At 37.9% G+C, this 24,735-nt stretch carries 17 protein-coding genes and 1 riboswitch (1 of these 18 running past the window's edge); of the genes, 6 read left to right on the top strand and 11 right to left on the bottom strand.

Going from position 1 to position 24,735, the window contains the following annotated elements; genetic code table 11:
* Positions 1–804, top strand: the 3' portion of a protein-coding gene (locus tag NNJ73_RS09525; protein ID WP_254493861.1) for an HlyD family secretion protein. It extends 273 nt beyond the left edge of the window; the window shows 804 of its 1,077 coding nt (coding positions 274–1,077); its start codon lies beyond the left edge, outside the window; it ends in the stop codon at positions 802–804.
* A 42-nt stretch (positions 805–846) separates the two neighbouring features.
* Complete coding sequence (locus NNJ73_RS09530) at positions 847–2,418, top strand: DHA2 family efflux MFS transporter permease subunit (protein ID WP_254493863.1); 1,572 nt, start codon at positions 847–849, stop codon at positions 2,416–2,418.
* A 774-nt stretch (positions 2,419–3,192) separates the two neighbouring features.
* Here NNJ73_RS09530 and NNJ73_RS09535 read toward each other — a convergent pair.
* The 3 genes from NNJ73_RS09535 to NNJ73_RS09545 form a co-directional block, all read right to left on the bottom strand.
* Entirely contained in the window at positions 3,193–3,777 is a 585-nt protein-coding gene (locus NNJ73_RS09535; protein WP_254493864.1) for a GNAT family N-acetyltransferase, read from the bottom strand.
* 76 nt (positions 3,778–3,853) lie between these two features.
* Positions 3,854–4,987 (bottom strand): type III PLP-dependent enzyme, encoded by a 1,134-nt coding sequence (locus NNJ73_RS09540; protein WP_254493865.1) that lies wholly within the window; start codon positions 4,985–4,987, stop codon positions 3,854–3,856.
* 1,545 nt (positions 4,988–6,532) lie between these two features.
* Complete coding sequence (locus NNJ73_RS09545; protein ID WP_254493867.1) at positions 6,533–7,450, bottom strand: rhodanese-related sulfurtransferase; 918 nt, start codon at positions 7,448–7,450, stop codon at positions 6,533–6,535.
* A 115-nt stretch (positions 7,451–7,565) separates the two neighbouring features.
* On the opposite strand from NNJ73_RS09545, the gene eda reads away from it, so the two are divergent.
* Complete coding sequence (eda, locus tag NNJ73_RS09550; RefSeq protein WP_254493869.1) at positions 7,566–8,231, top strand: bifunctional 4-hydroxy-2-oxoglutarate aldolase/2-dehydro-3-deoxy-phosphogluconate aldolase; 666 nt, start codon at positions 7,566–7,568, stop codon at positions 8,229–8,231.
* Here eda and NNJ73_RS09555 read toward each other — a convergent pair.
* Together NNJ73_RS09555 and NNJ73_RS09560 are read right to left on the bottom strand one after the other, a co-directional pair.
* Positions 8,201–8,356: a hypothetical protein gene (locus NNJ73_RS09555; protein WP_254493870.1), complete on the bottom strand. Its 156-nt coding sequence runs from the start codon at positions 8,354–8,356 to the stop codon at positions 8,201–8,203. The two genes, eda and NNJ73_RS09555, sit on opposite strands and share 31 nt — an antisense overlap.
* A gap of 32 nt (positions 8,357–8,388) precedes the next feature.
* Complete coding sequence (locus tag NNJ73_RS09560) at positions 8,389–9,219, bottom strand: ferredoxin--NADP reductase (RefSeq protein ID WP_254493871.1); 831 nt, start codon at positions 9,217–9,219, stop codon at positions 8,389–8,391.
* A 626-nt stretch (positions 9,220–9,845) separates the two neighbouring features.
* On the opposite strand from NNJ73_RS09560, the gene alr reads away from it, so the two are divergent.
* Positions 9,846–10,961, top strand: a complete 1,116-nt coding sequence (gene alr / locus NNJ73_RS09565) for an alanine racemase (RefSeq protein ID WP_254493873.1) — start codon at positions 9,846–9,848, stop codon at positions 10,959–10,961.
* 1,686 nt (positions 10,962–12,647) lie between these two features.
* Here alr and gcvP read toward each other — a convergent pair.
* Genes gcvP through gcvT form a run of 3 tightly spaced genes read right to left on the bottom strand, consistent with a single transcriptional unit; the run spans position 12,648 to position 16,936 of the window.
* Positions 12,648–15,443: an aminomethyl-transferring glycine dehydrogenase gene (gene gcvP / locus NNJ73_RS09570; RefSeq protein ID WP_254493874.1), complete on the bottom strand. Its 2,796-nt coding sequence runs from the start codon at positions 15,441–15,443 to the stop codon at positions 12,648–12,650.
* Positions 15,444–15,448: 5 nt separating this feature from the next.
* The gene (gene gcvH, locus NNJ73_RS09575; RefSeq protein ID WP_139412301.1) at positions 15,449–15,817 is read right to left on the bottom strand and encodes a glycine cleavage system protein GcvH; all 369 of its coding nucleotides are present in this window, start codon (positions 15,815–15,817) and stop codon (positions 15,449–15,451) included.
* A gap of 6 nt (positions 15,818–15,823) precedes the next feature.
* On the bottom strand, positions 15,824–16,936 hold the full coding sequence (gene gcvT, locus NNJ73_RS09580; protein WP_254474646.1) for a glycine cleavage system aminomethyltransferase GcvT: 1,113 nt from the start codon (positions 16,934–16,936) through the stop codon (positions 15,824–15,826).
* Between the two features lie 136 nt (positions 16,937–17,072).
* A riboswitch (glycine riboswitch) is annotated at positions 17,073–17,170 on the bottom strand.
* Positions 17,171–17,638: 468 nt separating this feature from the next.
* Between gcvT and NNJ73_RS09585 the strand changes: the two genes are divergently transcribed.
* Complete coding sequence (locus tag NNJ73_RS09585) at positions 17,639–18,301, top strand: LON peptidase substrate-binding domain-containing protein (RefSeq protein ID WP_144755123.1); 663 nt, start codon at positions 17,639–17,641, stop codon at positions 18,299–18,301.
* Between the two features lie 13 nt (positions 18,302–18,314).
* Entirely contained in the window at positions 18,315–18,521 is a 207-nt protein-coding gene (locus NNJ73_RS09590) for a Trm112 family protein (protein ID WP_139412298.1), read from the top strand.
* Between the two features lie 1,925 nt (positions 18,522–20,446).
* Here the strand turns inward: NNJ73_RS09590 and NNJ73_RS09595 are convergent.
* The 3 genes from NNJ73_RS09595 to NNJ73_RS09605 all read right to left on the bottom strand — a co-directional run bounded on the left by NNJ73_RS09595 (position 20,447) and on the right by NNJ73_RS09605 (position 23,225).
* The gene (locus NNJ73_RS09595) at positions 20,447–21,217 is read right to left on the bottom strand and encodes a hypothetical protein (RefSeq protein ID WP_254492194.1); all 771 of its coding nucleotides are present in this window, start codon (positions 21,215–21,217) and stop codon (positions 20,447–20,449) included.
* A 95-nt stretch (positions 21,218–21,312) separates the two neighbouring features.
* Positions 21,313–21,975: a hypothetical protein gene (locus NNJ73_RS09600; RefSeq protein WP_254493875.1), complete on the bottom strand. Its 663-nt coding sequence runs from the start codon at positions 21,973–21,975 to the stop codon at positions 21,313–21,315.
* Positions 21,976–22,064: 89 nt separating this feature from the next.
* Positions 22,065–23,225, bottom strand: coding sequence for a hypothetical protein (locus tag NNJ73_RS09605; protein ID WP_254493877.1), 1,161 nt, complete (start codon positions 23,223–23,225; stop codon positions 22,065–22,067).
* Between the last annotated feature and the right edge of the window lie 1,510 nt (positions 23,226–24,735).

Consider the following 24,735-nt stretch of genomic DNA (forward strand, 5'->3'; position numbering starts at 1 on the left):
AATGGTGATTATCAAATAGCCTTAGATCAAACAAAAGCGCATCTTAACACACAGAAAAAAACACTTCTACGCATTGATGCACAAATTACAGCTGCTCACAGTGCTTTAGATGATGCAAAAGCGCAAAAAGCAGCCGCTTCAGCCATAGCAACCAATGCACAACTCACCTTAAAACGTGTAACAGAACTGAAAGCCAATCGTTATGCCCCTCAATCAGATGTTGATGATGCCAAATCAGCCTATGAACAAGCCCTTGCCAATGTTAATAGGGCAGATGCACAAATCGCTGCGGCACGTGCCAATATTCAAGTACTAGAAGCACAACGAAATGAAACAGAAAGTCAAACAAAGAGCTTAGAACTTTCGCGTGAAAAAGCACAACGTGATCTTGATTCAACCATTATACGCGCGCCATTTGGTGGAATTATAGGAAATTTAACAGCAAAAACAGGAGATTTTGTCGTAAATGGCCAACGTCTTGCAGCGTTAGTCCCTATTCATGCGCTTTATATTGAAGCAAACTATAAAGAAACACAGTTGCAAAATATTCATGCGGGACAAAAGGCTTATATTGCTGTTGACGCCTTCAAAAAGGAGGTCTTTACAGGAACAGTGCTCTCTATTTCACCCGCAACAGGTGCTGTTTTTTCTCTTCTTCCTCCACAAAATGCCACTGGTAATTTCACCAAAATCGTTCAACGTATTCCTGTACGGATCTCTATCCCAGAAGAAGTCTTAAAGACCGGTCATATCCGAGCAGGAATGAGTGTTTCAGTAGAAGTTGATACACGCACACAACCATAAGATAAAAGTCTCTTATAACAACAAGAAAATGACCTTATTATTATGACATCTTCCATACCAAAGCCCATACAGTCTCAAGAGCGCATAGAAATCCGTAACATTGTGATTTTCATCGTTATGGCCTTTGGCATGTTCATGGCTATTTTGGATATCCAAATCGTTGCCTCTTCTTTAGCAGAAGTTCAAGCGGGTCTTGCTGCAAGCTCTGAAGAAATTTCATGGGTTCAAACATCCTATCTCATCGCTGAAGTCATCATGTTACCTCTTTCTGGCTTCTTAGGAAGATTGCTTTCAACACGCGTTTTCTTTACGATCTCGGCAATTGGATTTACGATTACCTCTATTCTTTGTGCAACAGCAACATCCATTGAAGAGATGATTATCTACCGTGCATTGCAAGGTTTTATTGGTGGAGGAATTATTCCAAGCGTTTTTGTCGCCTCTTATGTTCTTTTTCCTCCTTCCAAACGTCCAGTTGTCGTCCCTATTGTTGGACTCGTCGCAACACTCGCCCCAACGATTGGTCCAACGGTTGGGGGGTATCTTTGTCATCTCTTATCATGGCACTGGCTTTTTCTCATCAATGTGCCTTTTGGGATTATTATTTCAATTCTCGCTTGGAAATTAATTGATTTTGATAAAGCAAACCCATCTCTCATGGCTAAATTTGATTGGTTGGGACTCATTTCTATGGCTGTTTTTTTAGGGACTTTAGAGTATATACTAGAAGAAGGTGCACGTCATGATTGGTTAAATGATAGACTGATTCGAAATTTGTTCATTATCATGATTCTTGCTGCCGTCCTCTTCTTCTGGCGCGCTTTTACGGCAAAAGAGCCTATTGTTGATCTTACGGCTTTTTCTAATTTTAATTTTTCTGCTGCATCCATTTTTTCCTTTTCTTTGGGAATAGGTCTTTATGGACTCACATATCTTTATCCTGTTTATCTGAGCCAAATCCGCCATTATGATGCTCTCATGATTGGAGAAACATTGTTTCTTTCAGGATTCGTCATGCTATTAACCGCCCCCCTTGCCGGATATCTTTCCGCACGAATGGATCCACGTTTGATGATGGCGATAGGACTTTTGGGCTTTGCAATAGGAACTTGGATGGCAAGTTCTATCACAGACAACTGGGATTTTTGGCAACTCTTTTGGCCACAAGTTTTCCGTGGTGCTTCTGTCATGTTATGTATGGTTCCTGTTAATAACATTGCCTTGGGAACACTTCCGCCAGAACGCATGCAAAATGCTTCTGGACTTTTTAATCTCACACGGAATCTAGGGGGGGCTGTAGGGCTTGCCATTATCAGCACTCTCATGACAAAACGCACAGACTTCCACTACGAACGAATAGCCGAAACGCTCAATCACGCAAATAGACAAGCAACTGAAATGCTTTCAAAGCTTGCTTTATTCTTCAAAACAGAAACCTTTGATTCGTATACGCTTGCTCTTTCTCAACTATTTGGTATAGCGCGCATCCAAGCAACGATTATGGCTTTGAGTGATATTTTCTTTATCATCACCATCATCTTTGGTCTTTTGACATTTATGACCATTTTTCTTAAAAAAATACCACCCCTCACTGATTCTCCACCAAGCCACTAGACTTAACCTAAATTGAGAAATACTTTATTGCTTCCCTTTATTCTCTATAATTTTATTGCCTTTTAAGAGATAAGACAAACCTACATATGATTCTAAACGATTTTTGCTGATAAAAATTCTTTTCAGTGCATGGCTCTTTAGGCAGTAAAAAATAACTTCTCATATAAAAAATTGTTTTAGAGGAGAAGATAGTAAACAAAAACCTTATCTAAAGTGCTTTACACCATAAAAATAAAGCAGCTCTTTCTATAAGATTTCTGACTTCTCATCATAGGGCAGAAAAATCATTAAAAGAATATTTGCCCTGTCATGAGAGTGCTCATCTTTCGGGCAATCTATTTTATGCTACTGTCTTCATAAAAACGATCCTGTAAGATTCTGTACGCTTCACTCTTTTTAAGCTTACGAGAATAGATCACCTTTCTCTTTTCCTATTCTCCATGGTGCCCTCTTTCTTTGAAGTATTTCATAAAAGATTGATGATTCTTTTGAGTTTTATTTACGTCCCAATTTCCTTACGATCAGAGGTTGCTACTCTATATAGAACAATGATTTTTTGATTCTGCATGTGAAATTTGAAATGAGAATCCTGTATTCGACACGCTCATACCATTTGAAAAACATTGCCTTTAGAGTAAAGAAGTAAGAATATGTTTTTTAAGAAGTTTTCAAACATGTGATTTTATTTTTTATGCTCTGTACAAACCCTTTGTTGCCTGCCAATAGGCGCTCTTTCAATGCTCGCAGTGTTGAAAAACGGAATGAATACAATCTTTAAGCCACTTTATGATGCTGAAAACGCCTAGAAACGGCTCGTTCCCCGCTCGCAACCAAAGTGCCATAACAATCAGAAAGATAGTGTGGTATCAGTTCCAAGGCTTGAAAACGATGCTTTTCGTAAGGACCAGGCATTGCTAAATTTTCTGTTAAGCGATTTGAAAAACCAAAACGTTGATAAAATTCACAATCTCCTACCAATAAAATAGCGCCATATCCTAATCTTTTGGCTCTTTCAATTGCATGGTGGACTAAAATGGATCCTATTCCCATACCAGAACATTCAGTAGCAACAGCCAAAGGTCCCAAAAGTAAAGCATGTTGTGTTTCATTTTTTTCTTTTAAAAAAGACACACGCCAAAGACGCACACTCCCCACAAGCTCACCAAGCGCATTTTTAACCACAAAAGAAAGCCCTTGAGCCGCTAACCGACCACGACGTAAAGCCTCTGATGACTTACGTTTACGTCCACGCCCCATCGTTGCATCAAGCAAAATTTCTCGATAAGGCTTGTCTGCTTCTTGCTCCAATAAAAGTGTAAAACATGCCCCATTTTTTGTTTGAAAATTAATCGTGTTCATCTCGATGACCCACCCTCTTATAGTGCAATACGAGCACAGCAAAAAATCTAAAAACACCTATCGTTACAAGGAAATTTCAGATCACATACGATCGTAAAGGCTCAAAACCATTAAAGGCAACAGATGCGTAAGTTGCTGTGTAAGCACCCGTTCCATGGATTAATATCTTATCTCCAATCGTTAGAGATAAAGGAAGCGGATAAGGTGTTTTTTCATAGAGAACATCTGCCGAATCGCATGTTGGTCCAGCTAAAATACAAGGCTCCATAACCTTATCATCATGAGGGGTCTCAATAGGATAACGAATGGCTTCATCCATCGTTTCAGCAAGACCATTAAATTTTCCAATATCAAGATAAACCCATCGGACATTATCATTATCAGCTTTTTTAGAGATCAGAACAACTTCTGTGCGAATAACACCAGCATTGCCAACCATCGCACGCCCTGGCTCAATAATTGTCTCAGGAATACGATTACCAAAATGCTTTTTTAATGAATCAAAAACTGCCGTACCATAAACTTGTTCTGTAGGAACATCTTTCAAATAACGTGTTGGAAAACCACCCCCCATATTCACCAACTTCAGTGAAATACCTTCTTGTTCCAAATTTTTAAAAACCGCAGCCACATCCGATAAAGCACGATCCCACGCACTTAGATCAACTTGCTGAGATCCAACATGAAAAGAAACACCATGGGCTTGCAAACCTAATTGGTGTGCGCGTTTTAGCACATCAATCGCCATAGAAGGGACACAACCAAACTTGCGTGACAATGGCCACTCTGCACCTTTTCCATCGGTAAGAACTCGACAAAAAACACGCGCTCCAGGGGCAGCACGCGCAATTTTTTCCACTTCTTCAACACAATCAACGGCATAAAGTGAAACCCCCAATGCGTAGGCACGCGCAATATCACGCTCTTTTTTAATTGTATTCCCAAAAGAAATACGCTCACCCGTCGCCCCTGCTTTTAAAGCCATTTCAATTTCTGCAACAGAAGCCGCATCAAAAGAAGATCCTAAAAAACTTAGCAAACGTAAGATCTCAGGGGCTGGGTTCGCCTTTATTGCGTAAAAAATACGAGACTGCGGCAGAGCTTTTTCAAAATTTAAATAGTTGTCACGAACAACATCAAGGTCAACAATTAAACACGGACCTTCAGAACGATGTGTTGCAAGAAAATCGCGAATACGTTGCGTTGCCATCTGCAATTCTCCTCGAGGGAAAGCTCCCCCACTCTATGCTTGGACAGCCAAAACTGCCAAGAACCAAAAGACAAAGAACACACAACAACCATCCCCATTCTGATTACAAAAAACCAGAAATTAGCATTGCATGCAGCGAAAGAACAGCGCGAAAACCGCGTCATTCTACTTTATCTGCCTTTTTGATTGGAGTTAAGAAAACTACTTCCGCACTGAAGGCAATGAGGTGTGCCTCTATAGTAATCCCAGCATTTAAAAGCTGGAAGACACCAGAAAGGCCCGCACCGTCGTTGCTTCAAGATGTCCTCATTCTTGCAATTGGCTGTAAGAATGACTGGAGCGGTTAGTTCCAGGTACCGTACCGGTTGATCTCACCATTTGAGAACCAGCGGACACCCACAGGCACGTGCGACTTTGGGCAAGGAGACCTATAAAACGAATCCTTTTTCATTTCAATCATTTTTTTACTTTTAAACATTTTTTAATTCTTAAAGAGAACATGATGCTAAAAAGCAACACTCTCCGCCACCAGACAAAGCCATCCCCCCACTTTTATGAGATCACTCCCCTACACCATCCGTACAACAGAAATCACAATCTTGCTTTAAAAGCGCCTCTTGTTTAGCTTTCCCATTCTATTTTCCAACATCATCCATAGAAAACAACGCAACATATCACACTCAACATATTAATTTATAATTGATACTTTCATTATTCTAACCCTAGATCAAGAATCCAATCTTAAAATACTTTCATTTCCCCCTCTCTTACAATGCATCAATCAAAATCATGTCTTTTCACATCACCAGTGTAAAACAGCGTGTGGCTACAAAACAGTTGAAAAAAGAGTAAAATATCTCTTATAAATCCTTTTTAATGCGAGGAATCCCAACATTGAAGTCTGGGGATATCTGGGCTGAATCAGCAGCATCTTTAAAGATAATGATATTCTTCCCCCCAACACCCTTTATCTTGCTCACTGATATCCTAAAAAAACATCCGTACTTTCAACATCCATTTCACTCTATCCTTAAAGCAAGAGATCATGTAAAATCACTGTATAATAGAGCTGGTATAGTATAACTCAACTGTGTTTCACCATCTTTAAGCTTCATCAAAAAGCAAGCCGATCATCATCACGCACTGAACCAATGTGCAACAGCTCTTGACATTTAAGAAGATTCATAAGAGGCATGTCTTTCTTGTATCATTTTACTCTACAGGACTTTCCTCGCTTGTGACGTGCAAAAGACATGGATTTTAATTGATTCAATATAGAAACAGTAAATTATTATAAATCAATGTTCTAGACTGTTCGTCAACGGCTTTTCTATTTTAAAATGAAAGGTATTTGAAAGACACAATCCTATTAAATAAGGAGAGTGAACAATCTATAATGATTATTTATCAATCAATAAATTAATGTAAAGAAAAAGACCGAATAACATCCGGTCTTATGAAATATTTTTCTACGAAGATTAAAGACGCTTTTCTCTTAAATGTAAGAAAAAACGCTAAAATTTAAATCCCTACACGACCGATACCTTATGTTCCTTGATGCGCATCAATTGCACGCAACTTCAACAATTGAAATTGCCTATGGCGCTCACGAAAACGCTCTCTATCCGCTTCACTACGCGTATTATAACAAGCCTCACAAGAAACACCTTCCTCATAATGAGGCGATAATTTGCTTTCAGCATTCAAAGGAGAACGACACGCGCGACAGAGCTCGCGTCCACATTCCTCAAGACCATGCTGCACAGAAACCCGCTCATCAAAAACAAAGCATTCTCCCCACCATAAACTTTCCTCTTTTGGGACCGTTTCCAAATATTTCAGAATTCCTCCTTTTAAATGGTACACTTGCTCATAACCAAGTTCACGAACATACGCTGTTGATTTTTCACAACGAATACCGCCTGTACAAAACATAGCAATTTTCTTTTTTTTCTTCAAATCAGCTTCATGTTGACGCACCCATTCAGGAAATTCGCGAAATGTTTTAATCTGTGGATCAATCGCTCCTTGAAAACTCCCAATTGCATATTCATAATCATTACGGGTATCGATCAAAATTGTCTCTTCATCTTGAATAAGAGCATTCCACTCTTCAGGCTCCACATAAGTCCCAACAACTTTTAGCGGATCAACCCCTTCAACCCCCATTGTCACAATTTCTTTTTTCAACCGCACTTTCATGCGATGAAAAGGCATTTTTGATGCCCATGAATATTTAATCTCCGGTGTTTGAAACACTGGCTCTGCTGTAATAAAATCGATCAACGCCTCAATCGCTCCACAAGAACCAGCAACAGTTCCATTAATTCCCTCTTGTGCTAAAAGGAGGGTCCCTTTGATATCCTTTGCCCGACATAAATCCTGCAAAGGCTTTTGTAATTGACGATAATGCTTCAAATCTGCAAAGCAATAAAGTGCAGCAACTTTAAAATTCTTTTCCATGTCTTTTGCCATAACGTGCGTTTCATTCAATTTCAAGATCTATTCATTTACTCTTTAACATATTGTGCTTAATCAAATGATATAAACAATACCATATCCAAAAAGAAAAAATATCATGTGCCAAAAAAGAGAAACCCTTTTATCACACCTCCAAGGACAAACCGTTATACCTATTTTGACCATCGACAATTTACAAAATGCTGTACCTTTAGCACGTGCTCTTGTCAAAGGCGGATTAAAAACAATTGAGATCACCTTGCGAACACCACACGCCCTCAAAGCAATTCAGATAATGACACAAGAAGTCCCTGAAGCTATTGTTGGAGCCGGAACAGTTCTCAACACAACACACTACGAACAAGCTGAACAAGCTGGAGCAAAATTTATCGTAAGCCCTGGATTATCAAATGAATTAATCAATTGTGCAAAAAATAGTGAAATTCCGCTTCTTCCTGGTGCAATGACCCCAAGTGAACTCATGCAAGCATTCGATAAAGGCTATTCATATCTTAAATTTTTCCCTGCCAAAGCCGCTGGAAGTCTTGCCTTCATCCAAGCGTTAGCCTCTCCTTTTTCTGAAATTTTCTTTTGCCCTACAGGCGGTCTAACACAAAAGAGTGCAACACAATGGCTCCAACTTCCTAACGTCTTCTGCGTTGGCGGTTCTTGGATAACGCCCCAACAGCTCATTGCCATAAAGGATTGGGATTCGATGAGTGCCTTAGCGCATACGGCATCAAAACTTCTCTCTCACCCTACAAAAGCACGCTCTACAACATAAGTTGCAGGAGCATTATTCGCCCCTTCAACAAGACCAAAGCTTTCACACATCCTTGCGCAATCTTTTAACATTGCCATAGAACCACAAATCATCACGCGATCTTCATCAGAAAAAATTCTGGACAAGCCGGTTGCTTAAAAAAGCACCAGCCCCATCATCACCCTACAAAAGCACGCTCTACAACATAAGTCGCTGGGGCATTATTCGCCCCTTCAACAAGACCAAAACCTTCACACATCCTTGCACAATCTTTTAACATTGCCATAGAACCACAAATCATCACCCGATCTTCATCAGGAGAAATTTTTGGTAAACCAGTCGTTTCAAAAAAAGCACCACTCTCCATAACAGTCGTAATGCGTCCCATATGCTCGGAAGGTTCACGCGTGGTCATAGGATAAAATTTCAACTGTTGTGCATATGTCCCAATCAGTGGATCTTGTTGCAAAGAGCAAACAAGGTCTTTTGCATAAGTCAACTCATTCTTTTCACGCGTTGTTTGAATAAGAATAACTTCTGAAAATTTCTCATAAGTGTCAGGATCACGAATAAGGCTTGCAAAAGGAGCAATCCCCGTACCAGTTGAAAGAAGATAAAGGCGTTTTCCAGGAATAAGAGCATCAAGAACCAGCGTTCCTGTAGATTTTTTACGCATAAGCACTGTATCACCAATTTTAATTTTTTGCAGATGCTCAGTTAATGGCCCTCCTGGAACTTTTATCGAAAAAAACTCAAGCTGTTCATCCCAAAAGGGACTTGCAATCGAATAAGCGCGATAAATCGGCTTTTCTGCATTTGGCAAACCGATCATAACAAATTCACCCGAACGAAAACGAAAACTTTCCGGACGATTCAAGCGAAATTTAAACAAACGATCTGTATAATGATAAACTTCTTGAACAGTAAGAGCGTATACATTCTCAGGAATCGGAAAATTTGAAGCAACGCTGCTGCTGTTTGACGGAACATTGGTAGCAGACGTATTCATACTCTTCCCCATATCTTTATTGAACGTTAAGTTTCGAGTCCCTGACGTGATATAATACTTGCATAAACATCTGCCAACAATTTTCTTAAAACAAAAGTCTTAAAGATTAACATTTTTATGTCCAAATTAATCGAATGAAGAAAATGCCAATACAAATCATATTCAAAGAAAAATAAAAATTTTGAGCCTTAAACAATCACTGCACTCTCTTCGCCTTTAACACACAACGCATATTTTCCATTGTTAAGAAAGCCATGTATGTTAATCAAAACAACCTCATCCGCAACCAACAGCATAACATTGCACTCTTCAAAATGATACAATACAATAAATTATGCTTTATTTTTTTAATATGCCTCAACAAGAGAAAATAAGTAAAAAACAAAAGTCTATGTTTTGCAAATTATCAGAAGGCACCGTGTTGCTAACAACACAAATAAAACTAAAATATCTCTTATATCCAGAGTACTATTTTACATAAAAAAACGATTTCATGGTACATAATTCAGTATGGGAGATTTATGATTTTGATCGTCGCAAACAGTATCTTTTCCTTGTATCCTAAGAAACCTCTGTAACATAACCAAAGAAAAAGCCGTACGCACGAACACAGATAAGATTTTAAAATGAACAAATCCGTTAATGATGAAATAAATACACACCTCTATACAGCTGTTGCAACCATTGATGTCAGTGCTATTGTGGCCAATTATAACACTTTAGCCAAACGGGTGGCGCCAACACAATGTTCAGCCGTTGTCAAAGCAAATGCCTATGGGCTAGGTGCTCACAAAATTGCCCCTGCCCTTTATCAAGCGGGTTGTCGTACTTTTTTTGTTGCTCAAATCAGAGAAGCATTGCACTTAAAAAGCATTTTACCATCAGATGTCACGATTGCTCTTCTAAATGGACTTCCACACTTAGCAGAAGAGTTTGTCGCACAGTCTGGTATTGTTCCTGTCCTAAACTCTTGGAATGCCATTGAAATTTGGCAAAAGATTTGTCAAAAAAAGGATAAAAAATTTCCAGCAATTGTTCAGATCGATACCCATATGAACCGATTAGGACTTGATCAAAAAGAATTACAAAAACTCATCAAACGCCCTACAATTTTTGAAAACGCAGACATAAAATATATTCTCAGCCACCTTGCTAACGGAGAGGATGATACTCACCCATCAAATTATACCCAATTAACTTCTTTCAAAACAGCCCTTGCACAATTGCCCCCTTGTAAAGTTTCCTTTGCAAATTCTGGAGGTATTTTTTTAGGTTCAGATTTTTATTTTGACCTCGTTCGCCCCGGTATTGCACTTTATGGAATCGACTCTTCAGGAAAACACCCATCCCTTCTAAAACCTGTTTTAAAACTTGAAGCCCAAGTCATTCAAAACCGTGTTGTTGGTGCAGGAGCACCTGTTGGTTATGGAGAAAGCTTTATAACCAACAGACCAAGCACTCTTGCAACCATTTCTATTGGCTATGCAGATGGTTGGCTTCGTGCTCTTTCAAATAAAGGAGCTGTTTATTTCAATGGGCACAAACTTCCCATGGTTGGACGCGTTTCTATGGATTCCATTATTGTAGATACAACCGATCTTGATCAAAAACCTCAAACAGGTGACTGGGTAGAACTCATTGGTCCCCATCAAACACTTGAAAAAATATCTCTAGATGCCAACACCCTTCCCAATGAAATTCTAACATCTCTTGGATCACGCTATAAATACATTTACACCTAAAGGCTTTTTAAATAAATAAACCGATACAAATCATCATTTTAGAAAATCAGAGAGCTTCTAAGAAAGATTTTACAGCTATCAATCGCATAGCATGGTCATGAGACACCACCCATTTACAAAATTCTCAGAATAGACGAGTTAATGAGCTGTTTTATAAGAGTAAACGTTAGCCAAAACACAAAAATTGAACTTTTTTCTCACATAAATGAACGAGAAAGAGTTTATTACCAAATTTTTAAAATTAATGTCAAATTAGTCATTCTCTCTATATCGAACAAGACAACCAATCTCATAAGTTTCTTTTATTTCTAGCTTTTTTCATCATGAAGCAATCATGATTTATTCTTTTGCATATCACAAGCTGGACTGCAACATATAGAAAAAATGATTTAAGATTAAGAAATAAGACCTCTTATGACTCCTCTCAAGTACCAAGGGCTTATACACCATTAGACGCGGACAAAGTGTGTGATAGTGCCGGCTTACTCCTTTATGAAGGGTAAAAATAGGAGTGCTCAATAGATTTATCATTATCCCATTCACAGTGTACTATTCACAGGCACCGTCGCGAAATAGGATTGGGAGAAAAATGTCTCTTCTAAACAAACAGGTGAATTAACACCCCAAGTATATTCTGTTTAGGGTATTCTGTTTTACATGAAGGTCATGCCCCTATTAAAGAACACAATAAACCAAAAACATGGGGCAATGTGAAATCTCCATTCTTTAAAAAACATGACTTTAGATGTTTTTGAAAGCCGTAAAGCTGAATTAAAAGGAGATGACAAACTGAGGATTGATTTTCGTCTTTACAGCTTTTACATTTTTCCAAAATGAGATTGTCTTTCAGTTTTAAAGATTACCCCAACAGAGATAGACAATCCCTCGCCCTCATCTGGCATACAGCCATGAAAAAGCTGGAACTGTTCATAAAGCCCTTTTTTGCCTCACTCTCTATCGCAAATATGCTGCTGTGTTAGGTTTGGGTATTGATTGATGGGCAACAGCTAAAGCACACGCGCTCTTAAAAAAATTAAGCCATAAAGTCAAAAACTGATTTGCAATAAACTAGAAAAATGTGTCGGCTTTTTATGAAGGGACTCTGTAAAAAACAACCATAATACCATTTCATTTGGCTTTATGTTTACTTATTCTGACAGGTGTTCATCCATATTTTTTGCGTCATCTTCATAAAAAGTCGGTAGAAGAGAAATATTTAGACAATGCTTGGCTCGAAAATCTGAAAAGTTGACGAGATACAACAACAAAGTTTCGTATACCTTTATGATTAAAAGCACTAAAAGTGAATTTATTCCTTCTGCAACCGATCATAGTCTTTTTAGTGAGAATAGCATGTCACACCCCATGTAACAAGACTGTGAACCCTATCCCCATAGGTTTTGCTTTCGTTTATGTGGAGATTGGCTGGCTTAGAAATAACCGATGCGCCTAGTCAACTCAAACCATGTCATACGATAGAAAAAAAGGAGAGTATACCTATCGCTTACAAAGTACAGCTTTTTTGTCAACTTTTTCGATTTTGCTCATGTTATAAAAACAAGGAAAAATTCTAGAAAATAGACAAATAACGCCATAGGAGCATGGCTCAATAAACACAAAGCCCACACAAAATGTGTGGGCTTTTTTTCTTTATACAAATAAACAAATTAAGTACATATTTTTTATTTAATAAGTATTTCCCAAGGGGGGACACGAACAAATAAGCATTCTATCTCCCGCAACATTATCAATCCGCGATACAGGAGGCCAATATTTATTGGCTGGATCAAGGGAACTATTGGGAAAAGCAGCTTCTTGTCGCGAATAGGGTCGCGCCCAAGCATCATCTAAAGTATCTGCGACTGTATGCGGGGCATTCACCAATGGATTATTGTCTTTTGGCCAAACCCCATTCCCAACTTTTTTTGCTTCTTCAGCAATCGAGAGTAATGCATCACAAAAACGGTCAATTTCTGCTTTTGGTTCTGATTCCGTTGGCTCAATCATCAAAGTTCCCGGAACAGGAAACGACATCGTGGGCGCATGGAATCCATAATCAATGAGACGTTTTGCAATATCATCAACACTCACCCCATACTGATCTTTCAACAGGCGTGTATCCACAATACATTCGTGAGCAACACGTCCATGTTTGCCCCGATAAAGAATGGAATAAGTGGGTGAAAGACGTGCAGCAATATAATTAGCATTTAAAATAGCTATTTGTGTTGCATATTTTAAGCCATCAGCACCCATCATTCGAATATACATCCACGTAATGGCAAGAATAGACGCACTTCCATAAGGCGCTGCTGAAACTGCATGGGTTGTGCTATCTTGTTCATGCCCTGGTAAAAACAGTTTGAGATGCGCCGCAACCCCAATTGGCCCCATCCCAGGACCACCCCCTCCATGGGGAATAGCAAATGTTTTATGCAGATTCATATGACAAACATCAGCCCCAATATCTGCAGGACGAGCAAGCCCCACAAGTGCATTGAGATTAGCGCCATCAAAATAAACTTGTCCGCCATTTTCATGAATAATGGAACAAATTTCCTTAATACTTTCTTCATAAACACCATGGGTTGAAGGATAAGTAATCATGAGAGCAGCCAATTTATCCTTATGCAATTGCGCTTTCATTTTGAGATCATCCACATCAACATCGCCATCACTTAAACATTTTACCACCACAACTTCCATGCCCGCCATATGTGCCGAAGCTGGGTTTGTACCATGCGCAGAAGCAGGAATAAGACAAATAGTCCGTTGATGTTCTCCCCGTGAGTGGTAATAGCGTCGAATAGCCAAAAGCCCTGCATATTCACCTTGAGCACCAGAATTTGGCTGAAAAGACACTTGCGCAAATCCTGTAATTTCACACAACCACGCATTTAATTGATTGATCATCTCCAAATAACCCGCCGCATCCTCTTGTGAAACAAAAGGATGTATATTGGCCATGCTCGCCCAACTTACAGGCATCAATTCAGCCGCCGCATTAAGCTTCATTGTACAAGAACCAAGAGGGATCATCGCACGATCCAACGCCAAATCCTTATCGGCTAAACGACGCAAAAAGCGCATCATATCTGTCTCTGAATGAACCGCATGAAAAAAGGGTTGAGAAAGAAAAGCAGCATCCCGCCTTTGACCAAAGAGTCGTGGAGAAACTTGATCAACGAGTTGCGCACCCCAAAGCTGTGCTAGAGCAGCAGCATCTTCTTCTGTCGACAATTCATCAAAATTGATTGCAATGGTATCATCATCGAGAACACGAACAAGACGCCCACTCATCTTGGCTTGATGCGCAATTTCTCGCGCTTTTCCCTTCACAACAATGCTAACACAATCAAAAAAAGCTTCACCTTCACAAGAAACACCAGCAGCCTCTAAACCAGCAACAAAACGACATGTTAAATGATGAATCCGCTGTGCAATTTCTTGTAAGCCTTTTGGCCCATGCCAAACAGCATAAGCGGTTGCCATATTAGCCAACAAAGCCTGAGCTGTACAAATATTTGATGTCGCTTTATCCCGTCGAATATGTTGTTCACGTGTTTGCAAAGCTAAACGAAAACCAACGCGCCCTTCTGTATCGACGGATTGCCCCACTATACGCCCTGGAATAAGGCGTGTGAGCGCATCACTCACCGCAAGGTAGCCAGCATGGGGACCACCAAACCCCATCGGAACACCATAACGCTGCATCGAACCGACAACAATGTCTGCGCCCCATTTTGCCGGTGCTTCCATAAGCGTAAGCGCTAAAGGATCAGCCACAACAATAACCAGCGCACCTTTTTCCTTTGCCTCTTTTATGACCTCACTATAATCATGAAAAGAACCTTTTGTATCGGGCCAAGAGAGAACAATTGCCGCTGTATCAGAACAAATTTCTCTCTCAAAGCTGATCCGAATGCCTTGTGTTTCAGCACGCGTTTGCACAACACTCAAAGTCTGAGGATGTAAAAGACTCTGAAGAGAAATTTTTGTTTTTTTCTCCCGCGCAAAACGAAAAGCAAGAGCATTGGCTTCCGCTAAAGCAGTTGCTTCATCAAGAAGAGAAGCAGCAGCAACAGGCAAACCTGTCAGTTCACTGATCAATGTCTGAAAATAAAACAGGAGTTCTAAACGACCTTGACTAATTTCTGCTTGATACGGCGTATAAGCGGTATACCAAGCTGGATTTTCAAACAAATTTCGTAAAATAACCGGAGGCACAAATGTTCCATGATATCCTTGCCCAATAAAACTTTTGTGCACACAATTACGCGCCATCATGTTGGAGAGTTCTTCCAAGGCTTGGCTCTCACTCGCAGCCTTGGGAAGGTTCAGTGAACGTCCCAAATGGATAGAATTGGGAACCGCTTGAGAAATGAGTGTATCAACACTATCGAGCTCTAAAACATCAAGCATTTTTTGTGTTTCATCAGGATGCAGCCCAATATGTCGAGAAGAAAAAGAACGCTCGATCATGACACTCATCCAATCAAAGCTTTATAAGCATCTTCATCCAACAACCCTTCCAGTTGTGTTTCATCCTGCACTGTCATTTTCCATAACCAGCCTTCTGTTTCGGCTTTCTGGTTTACCAGTTCAGGATTATCAGCCAGTGCTTCATTGATTTCGACCACTTCACCATCAAGAGGAGAATAAACATCTGAAGCTGCTTTAACGGATTCCACAACAGCCGCCGCCTCACCTTTGGAAAGTTTTGTCCCACTTTGGGGTAAATCAACAAAAACCAAATCGCCTAATTGCTCTTGCGCATAATGTGTAACCCCAACAGTCACCATTTGTCCTTCAACGCTAAGCCATTCGTGGTCTTGTGTAAAATAAGTTTTAGACATAAAAAATCATCCTTTAAAATAACGTTGTTCAACAAAGGGAAGAGAATGCACTGAAAGTGCAATCTTTTTGCCTCGCAATTCTGTAAAGACTTCTGTTCCTTCAACTTTACACGCAACAGGAACATACCCCATCGCGACAGGACCATCAAAAGAAGGACCAAAACCACCGGATGTTACCACGCCAATCTCATTGCCCTGTTCATCGAGAAGCACCGCACCGGCACGAATAGGTTGGCGCGTTTGCGGTTTTAATCCAACACGACAACGATCAGGTCCTTTTTGCAGCGCTTCAAGAAAAGCCTTTGCACCGTAAAATTGTGCTTTTTCTCGGACACTTTTAGGAACAGCCCATGTTAAAGCTGCATCAATAGGTGTCGTCTCAGGGGTAATATCATTTCCATGCAAACACAACCCTGCTTCCAACCGCAAGCTATCGCGTGCAGCAAGTCCAATCCACTCAACACGCGAATCACTCAGCAATTTTTCAGCCAACATATGCGCATGCCCTATGGGCAAAGCAATTTCAAAACCATCCTCTCCGGTATACCCAGAACGCGTTATAAACCAATCTTGTTGTGGTTCGAATCCCTGCATAAAGAACAATTCATTCCCTGGCAAATCGGCATCAGCCAGAACAGCTGCGGCTTCAGGACCTTGAAGAGCAAGCAATACCCTTTCAAGGGCAATCACTTGACATTCAAAATCACCAGCACGCTTTTTCAGTTCTTCAAAATCAGCCTGTGCATTCCCGGCATTGGCAACCAACATAAAACGGTGCTCATCCAAACGAGTAATGATCAGATCATCAAGAATACCAGCCTGCTCATTTAGCAAATAATTATACCGTGAGTGCCCAATCTTTAAAGCTGCTGCATCAATAGGAAAAGCATAGGATAAAAATTCTACGGCTTGTGCCCCTTCAACGGCAATCAATTTCATATGAGAAATATCAAAAAGTCCTGCATGTGCACGGGTATGAAGATGTTCTTTCAAAACGCCAAGAGGATAAGTTAAAGGCATATTCCACCCCGCAAAAGCACCAAATTTTGCTCCTGCTTTTTCATGCAGATCATATAAAGGAAGTGTTTTTAAAAAAGATGTTTCTTGTTGTGTGCCCATAATAACTCCAAAGCTGCGCTAACGCCCACACAATATGGTCGTCTCTGCACCCCTCTGTCATCAACCTGAGAGACTCGCGAAAAGACTTTCGCTTACACCTTCGGCGCGGGCTCTCCCGACTTTCCAGATCTGCCTTCCTCCTTTTACGGTCCTTAAAGCCTGAGAGATTATGGGCTATTTCCCCTTCGGCGGCAATGCGAAAACTTGCAATCTGCACTCTCCCGCAAAAGAATGAAAGAAACGATAACGCTCTTTCCAGCATGTGCTAATCTATAACCTATCTTTATCGCACTGTCATTAGTAAAGTGATAAACGTACTCTCATTTTAAAACTTGCATATTTTAAAACTTGCATAAGCTGCTTCAAAAGATTTATAATAGCCTCCTTTTGAAGCTTACAAAAATTGTAAGGAACACATTTTAGGAAATTTAGAACAAAAATCAAAAGTGATAAGCAAAAATACCTCTTGAAAATCGTGCAAAACGTCACACACTAAAAAGATCGCAAAGCAGTATTCTTTCGTGTGCAATTCAACCTTAAGAGTAGGGTTTTATATCCTTTTAAGAATCAAGAATAAAGACTTCAAGTATTGTATAAGGTTGATTTTAATGCACAAGAAGTGGATTTTCTGCTTTCTTAATAATGTCGTAAAATGCAACGATTGACAGGCTAAAATTACCGAATAAAGGTCACAATATACTCATGAAAGCTGGTAATATCTCCTACAATTGCGAAAATGATCTTCCAAAGCAAATTGCTCTTTTCCCTTTAGAAGGTGCACTCTTACTGCCCGGGGGGTTTTTATCGCTCAACATTTTTGAACCAGAATCGCTTGAAATGATTGAAAATGTTATGGTATCCGATCGTCTCTTGGGCATTATTCAACCCCTTTCATCGGATACGGACCGCTTTTCTACACAACTTTATAAAACAGGTTGTATAGGACGTATTACAAACTACAGTGAAACCGGTAATGGACAACTGTTCATTATCTTACAAGGTGTTTGCCGTTTCACCTTAGAACAAGAATTGACAAATACAAAGTCCTATCGAACAGCTCTCATCCAATCAAACATCAAAGACTTACAAGAACTCGATATTGAAGAAAGCATTCATCGAGAAAGCTTACTTGATGTTGTTGAGAAATATCTGACCATTCATGAAATGGAATATAATTGGAGCAGTATCATAGAAGCCCCAACACCGATATTGGTGAATGCTTTTTCAGCGCTTATTCCCTTTACACCGGCAGAAAAACAAGCTCTCCTTGAAGCCCCCGATATCAAAAGTCGTGCCCAAACGCTTCTCGCATTAACAGAACGCTCCCTCATGAAACAAACAGGAACAGATTATCGTTTAAACTAATGAACGTAAAAACATGAAAAAAATGACCACAGATCCTAAAATGCTCGAATTGCTTGTCTGCCCAATGACGAAAGGCACGCTTTCTTTCAACCGAAAAACACAAGAGCTTATTTCTCTCAAAGCCAAACTTGCCTATCCTATTCGTGATGGTGTTCCCATTATGCTTGCTTCAGAAGCGCGTCCTTTGCAAAACAATGAAAAAACAACTCATAAAAAATAAACACTCTTTAGGCAATTTTTCTTTCAAAAGCCCACTGTTATTAAACTTCTATCAAGATGATATCTTAGTGTCTTGAGAAAAAGAATTTTACAATTCGACTTTACAACTTTTCAAAGTCTCTCAAACGATATTTTTATCTATCGTGGATGCCTTGATGACATCAAAACTTGAAAAAACCAACAAGGAAAATGGGCTGTAATTTCAATTGACGATTGAAAGCTATTGCCTTATGAAGGGGGATTGTGTTTTTGGTCGTATACGCGACGATCAAATAGGGCCTGGAAGCCCTAACATCGAACGCAGAATGAATCCGCTTTGCGGGTGTCCCGGAATTTCCGGGGGCTCTTGTTATGTCCAAGTGCATCTTAAGCACTAAAAGCAAGAGGTTGATTCGATGTCAGCACTTCCAGACCCCGGAAACATTTATTGCATAAAAACATAGTAAATTCAGTATCTTATGTGAATTTATTTTATATGAATCCACTTAAGAATCCATCCTTTTATGCATGTTTAAATTGACCATTTTTTATAAACAATTGCCATGTATAAATAGAGCATAAAAAGCAAATCATGATGCGAATATTATAACGCATGTGTGTATTCAAATAAAATGAAAAGCAGTTATCATTCATAACGGTTCATAAATTTTATGATACGTTTTTATCACTCACAAATCGCATTATTAAAAATTTAGTCGTTTTAAATTATCGATACCATACGTTTAAAGATCACAGCTTGTTTTAAAGCTTGGATTCTTAATCGCATAAAAAGAACAAATTAACATTTACCAAAATTGAGAAGCGTAAAATCTAAAGATGTTATAGCAATATTAGATCATTCTATAAGAGGGTAATCATTTAAAACTGTTATAAGCTTATAGATTTTCATTTATTAAGGGCGCATAAAATATTTAAAGATAAGATCAGTTTTATAACCACGGTATTTTTTTACCGAGGTACGAAATAGCAGATATGAAATTCAAAACGTTATATCTTATGATCAAAAGCTTTTTTTGACGTATGCAAGCAAGCTATCAAAAAACGTTTTAAAAGTTATCGTTTAAAAATACAAAGTTAAATGGGGGCGCCTATTGAAACAAAGATAAGCAAACACAATTCAAAACCATTGTAGCATCATAAAGGCATGGGATTTTACTTAATTTTTAGAAAAAACAATGCTGTTCAAAAAATGCTCTATTCTAAAGTTAATGCCTCCAAAATTGGATTGGTTAATTGAGTGCAAAATGAAAAGATGCTTATGAGAATCTCTTTAAGTGAACGTTTAAACGTTTGAAACATAAAATGAGATCTTTATAAAAAACGTTTAAAACCTCTTTTTATAACAGTTATAATTTAGTTATCATTTGCTCTTGAGAACGTTTCATTTACCAAAAAAAGAAGATCTAGATTTCACAGCAGAGCAAATCTTAAAAACTTATATTTTATAAAAGCATTTTGATTTGTTTGATATGTTTGATTTTAGAAAATGCGTTATTTGAATTCACTCAACTTAATTTCGAGGTCAGTACTTTTAAACGTTTTAAGATGCATTTTGATCATGTGCTTTATTTCAAATGAATCTCTTTAAAGAAAAGGGCATTTTATTAATACGTTTGATAGCCATAACAAGCGTTTATAGTTTCTCTCATTCAAATGAATGCTATCAAGATGATACCCATCATTTATGTTCCTTTTGATAAGTTTTCATAAAAACAAGAAAACGCTTGCAATATAATACGTTTTGTATATAGGCATGCATTACTCCATTGTGGGTGATTAATTTTAATCATTAGAATCAAAATTAGAAAGCCGCGTCATATTAAGGCACGGCTTTCTTTTTGAATTCTCTCTTTTATGATACGTTTTAAACAATGCTTATAATGCATTTATAGCCATAAAGAAGGCACTCACACACTATTATTTGTTTTATTTCTCAATCTTTACAACCTCATCGCTTTTATAGACCTCATAATTATCGGGAACCAATCTTATTTTACTTTGTGTATCTATTTTTGCTCTTCCATAGGCACGACCCCAAACCTTGACATAACCAGAGATTTTCGCATTGCCATAAACAGAGCCATAAACCGCGGCACGACCACTCACTATAGCATTGCCATAGACCTTGCCATAAATCTTTGCAAAGCCTTTGATAGCAGCTTGTCCATAAATTTTTGCACTGCTGTAAATACAAGCAGACCCAGAAACCTTTGAATGACCATAGATCCTTGCATGATCATAAACAAAAGCATCATGAGAAACGCGCGCATGATTATAAATATGGGAATTGCTATAAACACGGGCGCAACCACTCACATGAGCTTTGCCATAAACATTCCCTGCGACATGAGCACTGTCATAGACACAAGCATGGTCATAAATTTTTGCATATCGAGTGATTACAGCCTTGCCATAAACCTCAGCATTGCCATAGACACGCCCCCGCACATGAGAAAGATGCCTTACTTTAGCATGATCAGAAACATGAGCATAGCCATAGACAAGAGCCTCATCATAAACCCAGCAATTGCCATAGTGTGATAAGTTGCTTTCATTTTCGATATAGCCACCTAGATCGCCAGCCTTGACATCATCAAAATCTTTTAAAGCCCGAATGCGATAAAGGTTTGTAATTTGTTTTGTTAATCTATCTTTAATTTGTTTTGTTTGATTGGTTAATTCATATTTTTTAGACATAAGGATACCCTCACAATCTAATGTGATAAACGTTTACTAAAATTTGGAATGGAAAATTTAAAAGAAGGGCGCCCCCGCAACGCCCGAGCATTCAATTATGCTGCTTTATTTTCAATAATCTTGACAACGTGATCGCTTTCATAAACCACACAATTTTTTGGAACCGAACATAAACCGCTATGTCTTTTTAACCTTGCATTGCCATAGACATTGCCTCTAATCACGATATGATCAGAGATTTTCGCATTGCCATAAACAGAGCCATAAACATCAGCATTGCCCCCTACGCTAGCATTGCCATAAACCTTGCCATAAATTTTGCAAGCGCCACTCACAACAGCATGGTCATAAACCACGGCATTACTATGAATACGTGCACTCCCTGATAATTTTGCATTCCCATAAACCCTTGCATATTGATAAACCCAAGCGTTATAAGAAAGATGCGCATTGTCATAAACATGAGCATTTGCATAAACGCGGGCGCGGTCACAAACATGCGCATTGCCATAAACAAAGCCCATGATAATAGCGTTATTAGAAACTTTTGCATTTTCATAAATATAGGCAGTATTTAAAACAAGAGCATTATCATACACCCAGCAATTGCCATCATGAGAGAGGTTGCTTTCATTTTCAATAAAACCACCTAAATCCCCAGCCTTAACATCAGCAAAGTCTCTTAATGCTTTAATACGATAAAGAGTTTGATTATTTAATACACGTGTCTCATTTGTGAGTGCAAACTTTTTTTGCATAGCACAATTCCTTTATAAAGAAGATTCAATTTTTAAAATGAAAGAATTTGGTTAGAAAGCAGGCGCCCCCGCCGCGCCCGCGCATTCAATTACGCAACGTCTTTTATGGTTTTGTTATTATTACCAATATCATCATAAATTTTTTGATTGCCATTAACGATAGCATTGTCAGAGATTTTTACTGAGTGACTAATATATACATTGTCAGAAACGACGGCATTATCGTAAACATGAGCAGCCCAATCAATACGAGCAGAGCCTAATATTTTTGCATTGCCATAAATAAAGCCCCTTACATAAGCATTATCAGCAATTTTCGCATTGTCATAGATTTTTGCATCAAAAATGATATTAGCTTTATTACAAACAAAGGCATTGCCATAAACTTGACCACGAACGATAGCATTGTCCTTAATTTTTGCATTGCCATAAACATGCGCATTCGCACCGAAAACCCATGCATCATCATTAACCACGGCATTGCCATAAATTTTTGCATTTCTATTGACACGGGCATTATCATGTATTTTTGCATTGTCAGAAACGACAGCATCCCAAAAAACGGTAGCATTATCATAAACCCAGCAATGACCATCATGGGATAGGTTGCTTTCATTTTCAATAAAACCACCTAAGGTACCTGCTTTGATATCATCAAAATCTCTAATGGCTTTAATACGGTGTAAGGTAAACCCTTCAATAATCTTAGTTTCATTCGTAAATTCATATTTTTTTGTTATAGGTAAAGAGACACAAGCATCATCACAAATTTTAGATGCAAAATTAATCGTTTCATTGTCCTCAACACGCGTATACCAATTAATAAAAGCATTCCCATAAACTTTTGCCTTGTCTCTTATAACAGCCTTATCACATACAGTGGCGTTATTAAAAACATGAGCATATTTGTAAACAAAAGCATACCCACAAACCAAGGCATTATCAGCAATTTTTGCATTGTCATAAACACTAGCAAAATCAAACACCTTTGCATTATCACAAACCGTTGCATTATCGAAAACACTCGCATAATTAAAAACAGTAGCATTATCAGAAATAAGAGCATTATTATAAACACAAGCCTCATTAGCTACCCAACAATTACCATCATGTGATAAGTTTCTTTCCTTTTCAATAAAGCCACCTAAAGTACCTGCTTTGATATCAGCAAAATCTCTAATGGCTTTAATGCGGTGTAAAGTATGACCAGCCACGCAACATGTTTCATTCGTAAATTCGTATTTTTTCATTGGAAATTCTTTCTAATCAAAAAAGTTTTCAATTGACAACCATAAAAGAGCGCCGGGCGTTGAAAACACGGTGATTAGTCCGTCGTCACACTTTTCTCATAAAGAGTATTGTATGGTGTGACCACACCCGACATAAATCGTTATATGCCAATTAAAGCACAAAAGACAGTCAGTTTTTAAAAAAATGGGAGAAACCTTTTCGTGGTTTATCCGCTAATCACAAGTGTTTTCATCACTTGATTATTTATATAACAAAATACGTATTTATTGTCAAATAATATTTTATCTTTTTTGATATTTTTTATGATTTTTTTAAATGCATTGTGTGTAAATATTTATCATATGCTTATGAATTGCTTCTTTTGTATTATATGCTTTTAAAGCTATATTATAGGCTTTCTTAAACGATTGCATTATTTTTTGAATCTATATACATTTATAATGTTTATAAACGCTCTCATCATGCGTATTTTTAACTTTATAACCTATCTTGTTTTTCACTAAATGGTTTTTAAGATTTCTGTTAATTTCTTTTATAACACATTTGCAACTTAACAGCCTTTTATAGGGATTGTCTTTATAATCATGCTTTCATTTGCATTGTGATTATGAAAATGCATTATGATTATGAAACCCTGCTTTTTTCACGCGTGCTTTATAGCTGTTATATTCTTTATAGCCACCGCATCATTTTTCATTTTCATAAGAGAGATTATAAATAGGATAATTGTGATTTATTGCTTTTTATGAAAACATCTAAAGAGAAACTGATAACTATAGAGATGAGCAAAATCATTTTTAATAGACTTTTGTCAGTTCTTTTTAGAACCTATATTATTTTTTTTAAATGAGAGAAAATTAAAAACATTATATTTCAATATATTAGCATTTTAATGATACAATCTATATCGACAATACAACCATAAATTCAATCCATAATATATATATGTCAGTTATGTGTCAGTAAATTGAACTGACAAAATGATTATTTTAGTGAGTGATTAAAACGTGCTTTATAAAAAGCGTATGAAAGTGAAAACTGATTATGTTATCAAAATCCTTTTAATGAATTTTTATCAGTCCACTTAAATGGATAAACTTATAATTTTAGAGAATGATTAAAACATGTCTTATGAAATGCATGTGATCTTTTAAAGCCTTTCAAAAGATAGTTATAAATATAAGAAATGCTATCAAGATTATTATGGTTATTGGTTTTGGGGGTTTTGGGTGTTCTTTTTACACCCCCTCTATATATATTTTTTAATCAAAAATAAAAGTTATTATATTTCAATATGTTAATGTTTTAAATAAACAACCTATATTAAATACAACATGTAAATACAATCTTTAATATATATTTAAGAGGGTTTTGTAGGGGTTTTGGGGGTTTTAAACACTGTCAAAACCTATAGATAAAATTCTCTTTAAACAAAGCTTTTGAAAACAATAAAGCTATCATTTGAGATTACGGTATAATCTCTTAAAAGCAATCCAAAAGAAGTGTATT

The sequence above is a fragment of the Bartonella sp. B1099 genome (assembly GCF_944801835.1).
Lineage (GTDB): Bacteria > Pseudomonadota > Alphaproteobacteria > Rhizobiales > Rhizobiaceae > Bartonella.

Excerpts from the sequence above, each read along its gene's own strand:
- NNJ73_RS09530 (WP_254493863.1), top strand. The coding sequence starts at position 847 with ATGACATCTTCCATACCAAAGCCCATACAGTCTCAAGAGCGCATAGAA.
- NNJ73_RS09535 (WP_254493864.1), bottom strand. The coding sequence starts at position 3,777 with ATGAACACGATTAATTTTCAAACAAAAAATGGGGCATGTTTTACACTT.
- NNJ73_RS09540 (WP_254493865.1), bottom strand. The coding sequence starts at position 4,987 with ATGGCAACGCAACGTATTCGCGATTTTCTTGCAACACATCGTTCTGAA.
- NNJ73_RS09545 (WP_254493867.1), bottom strand. The coding sequence starts at position 7,450 with ATGGAAAAGAATTTTAAAGTTGCTGCACTTTATTGCTTTGCAGATTTG.
- eda (WP_254493869.1), top strand. The coding sequence starts at position 7,566 with ATGTGCCAAAAAAGAGAAACCCTTTTATCACACCTCCAAGGACAAACC.
- NNJ73_RS09560 (WP_254493871.1), bottom strand. The coding sequence starts at position 9,219 with ATGAATACGTCTGCTACCAATGTTCCGTCAAACAGCAGCAGCGTTGCT.
- alr (WP_254493873.1), top strand. The coding sequence starts at position 9,846 with ATGAACAAATCCGTTAATGATGAAATAAATACACACCTCTATACAGCT.
- gcvP (WP_254493874.1), bottom strand. The coding sequence starts at position 15,443 with ATGATCGAGCGTTCTTTTTCTTCTCGACATATTGGGCTGCATCCTGAT.
- gcvH (WP_139412301.1), bottom strand. The coding sequence starts at position 15,817 with ATGTCTAAAACTTATTTTACACAAGACCACGAATGGCTTAGCGTTGAA.
- gcvT (WP_254474646.1), bottom strand. The coding sequence starts at position 16,936 with ATGGGCACACAACAAGAAACATCTTTTTTAAAAACACTTCCTTTATAT.
- NNJ73_RS09585 (WP_144755123.1), top strand. The coding sequence starts at position 17,639 with ATGAAAGCTGGTAATATCTCCTACAATTGCGAAAATGATCTTCCAAAG.
- NNJ73_RS09590 (WP_139412298.1), top strand. The coding sequence starts at position 18,315 with ATGAAAAAAATGACCACAGATCCTAAAATGCTCGAATTGCTTGTCTGC.
- NNJ73_RS09595 (WP_254492194.1), bottom strand. The coding sequence starts at position 21,217 with ATGTCTAAAAAATATGAATTAACCAATCAAACAAAACAAATTAAAGAT.
- NNJ73_RS09600 (WP_254493875.1), bottom strand. The coding sequence starts at position 21,975 with ATGCAAAAAAAGTTTGCACTCACAAATGAGACACGTGTATTAAATAAT.
- NNJ73_RS09605 (WP_254493877.1), bottom strand. The coding sequence starts at position 23,225 with ATGAAAAAATACGAATTTACGAATGAAACATGTTGCGTGGCTGGTCAT.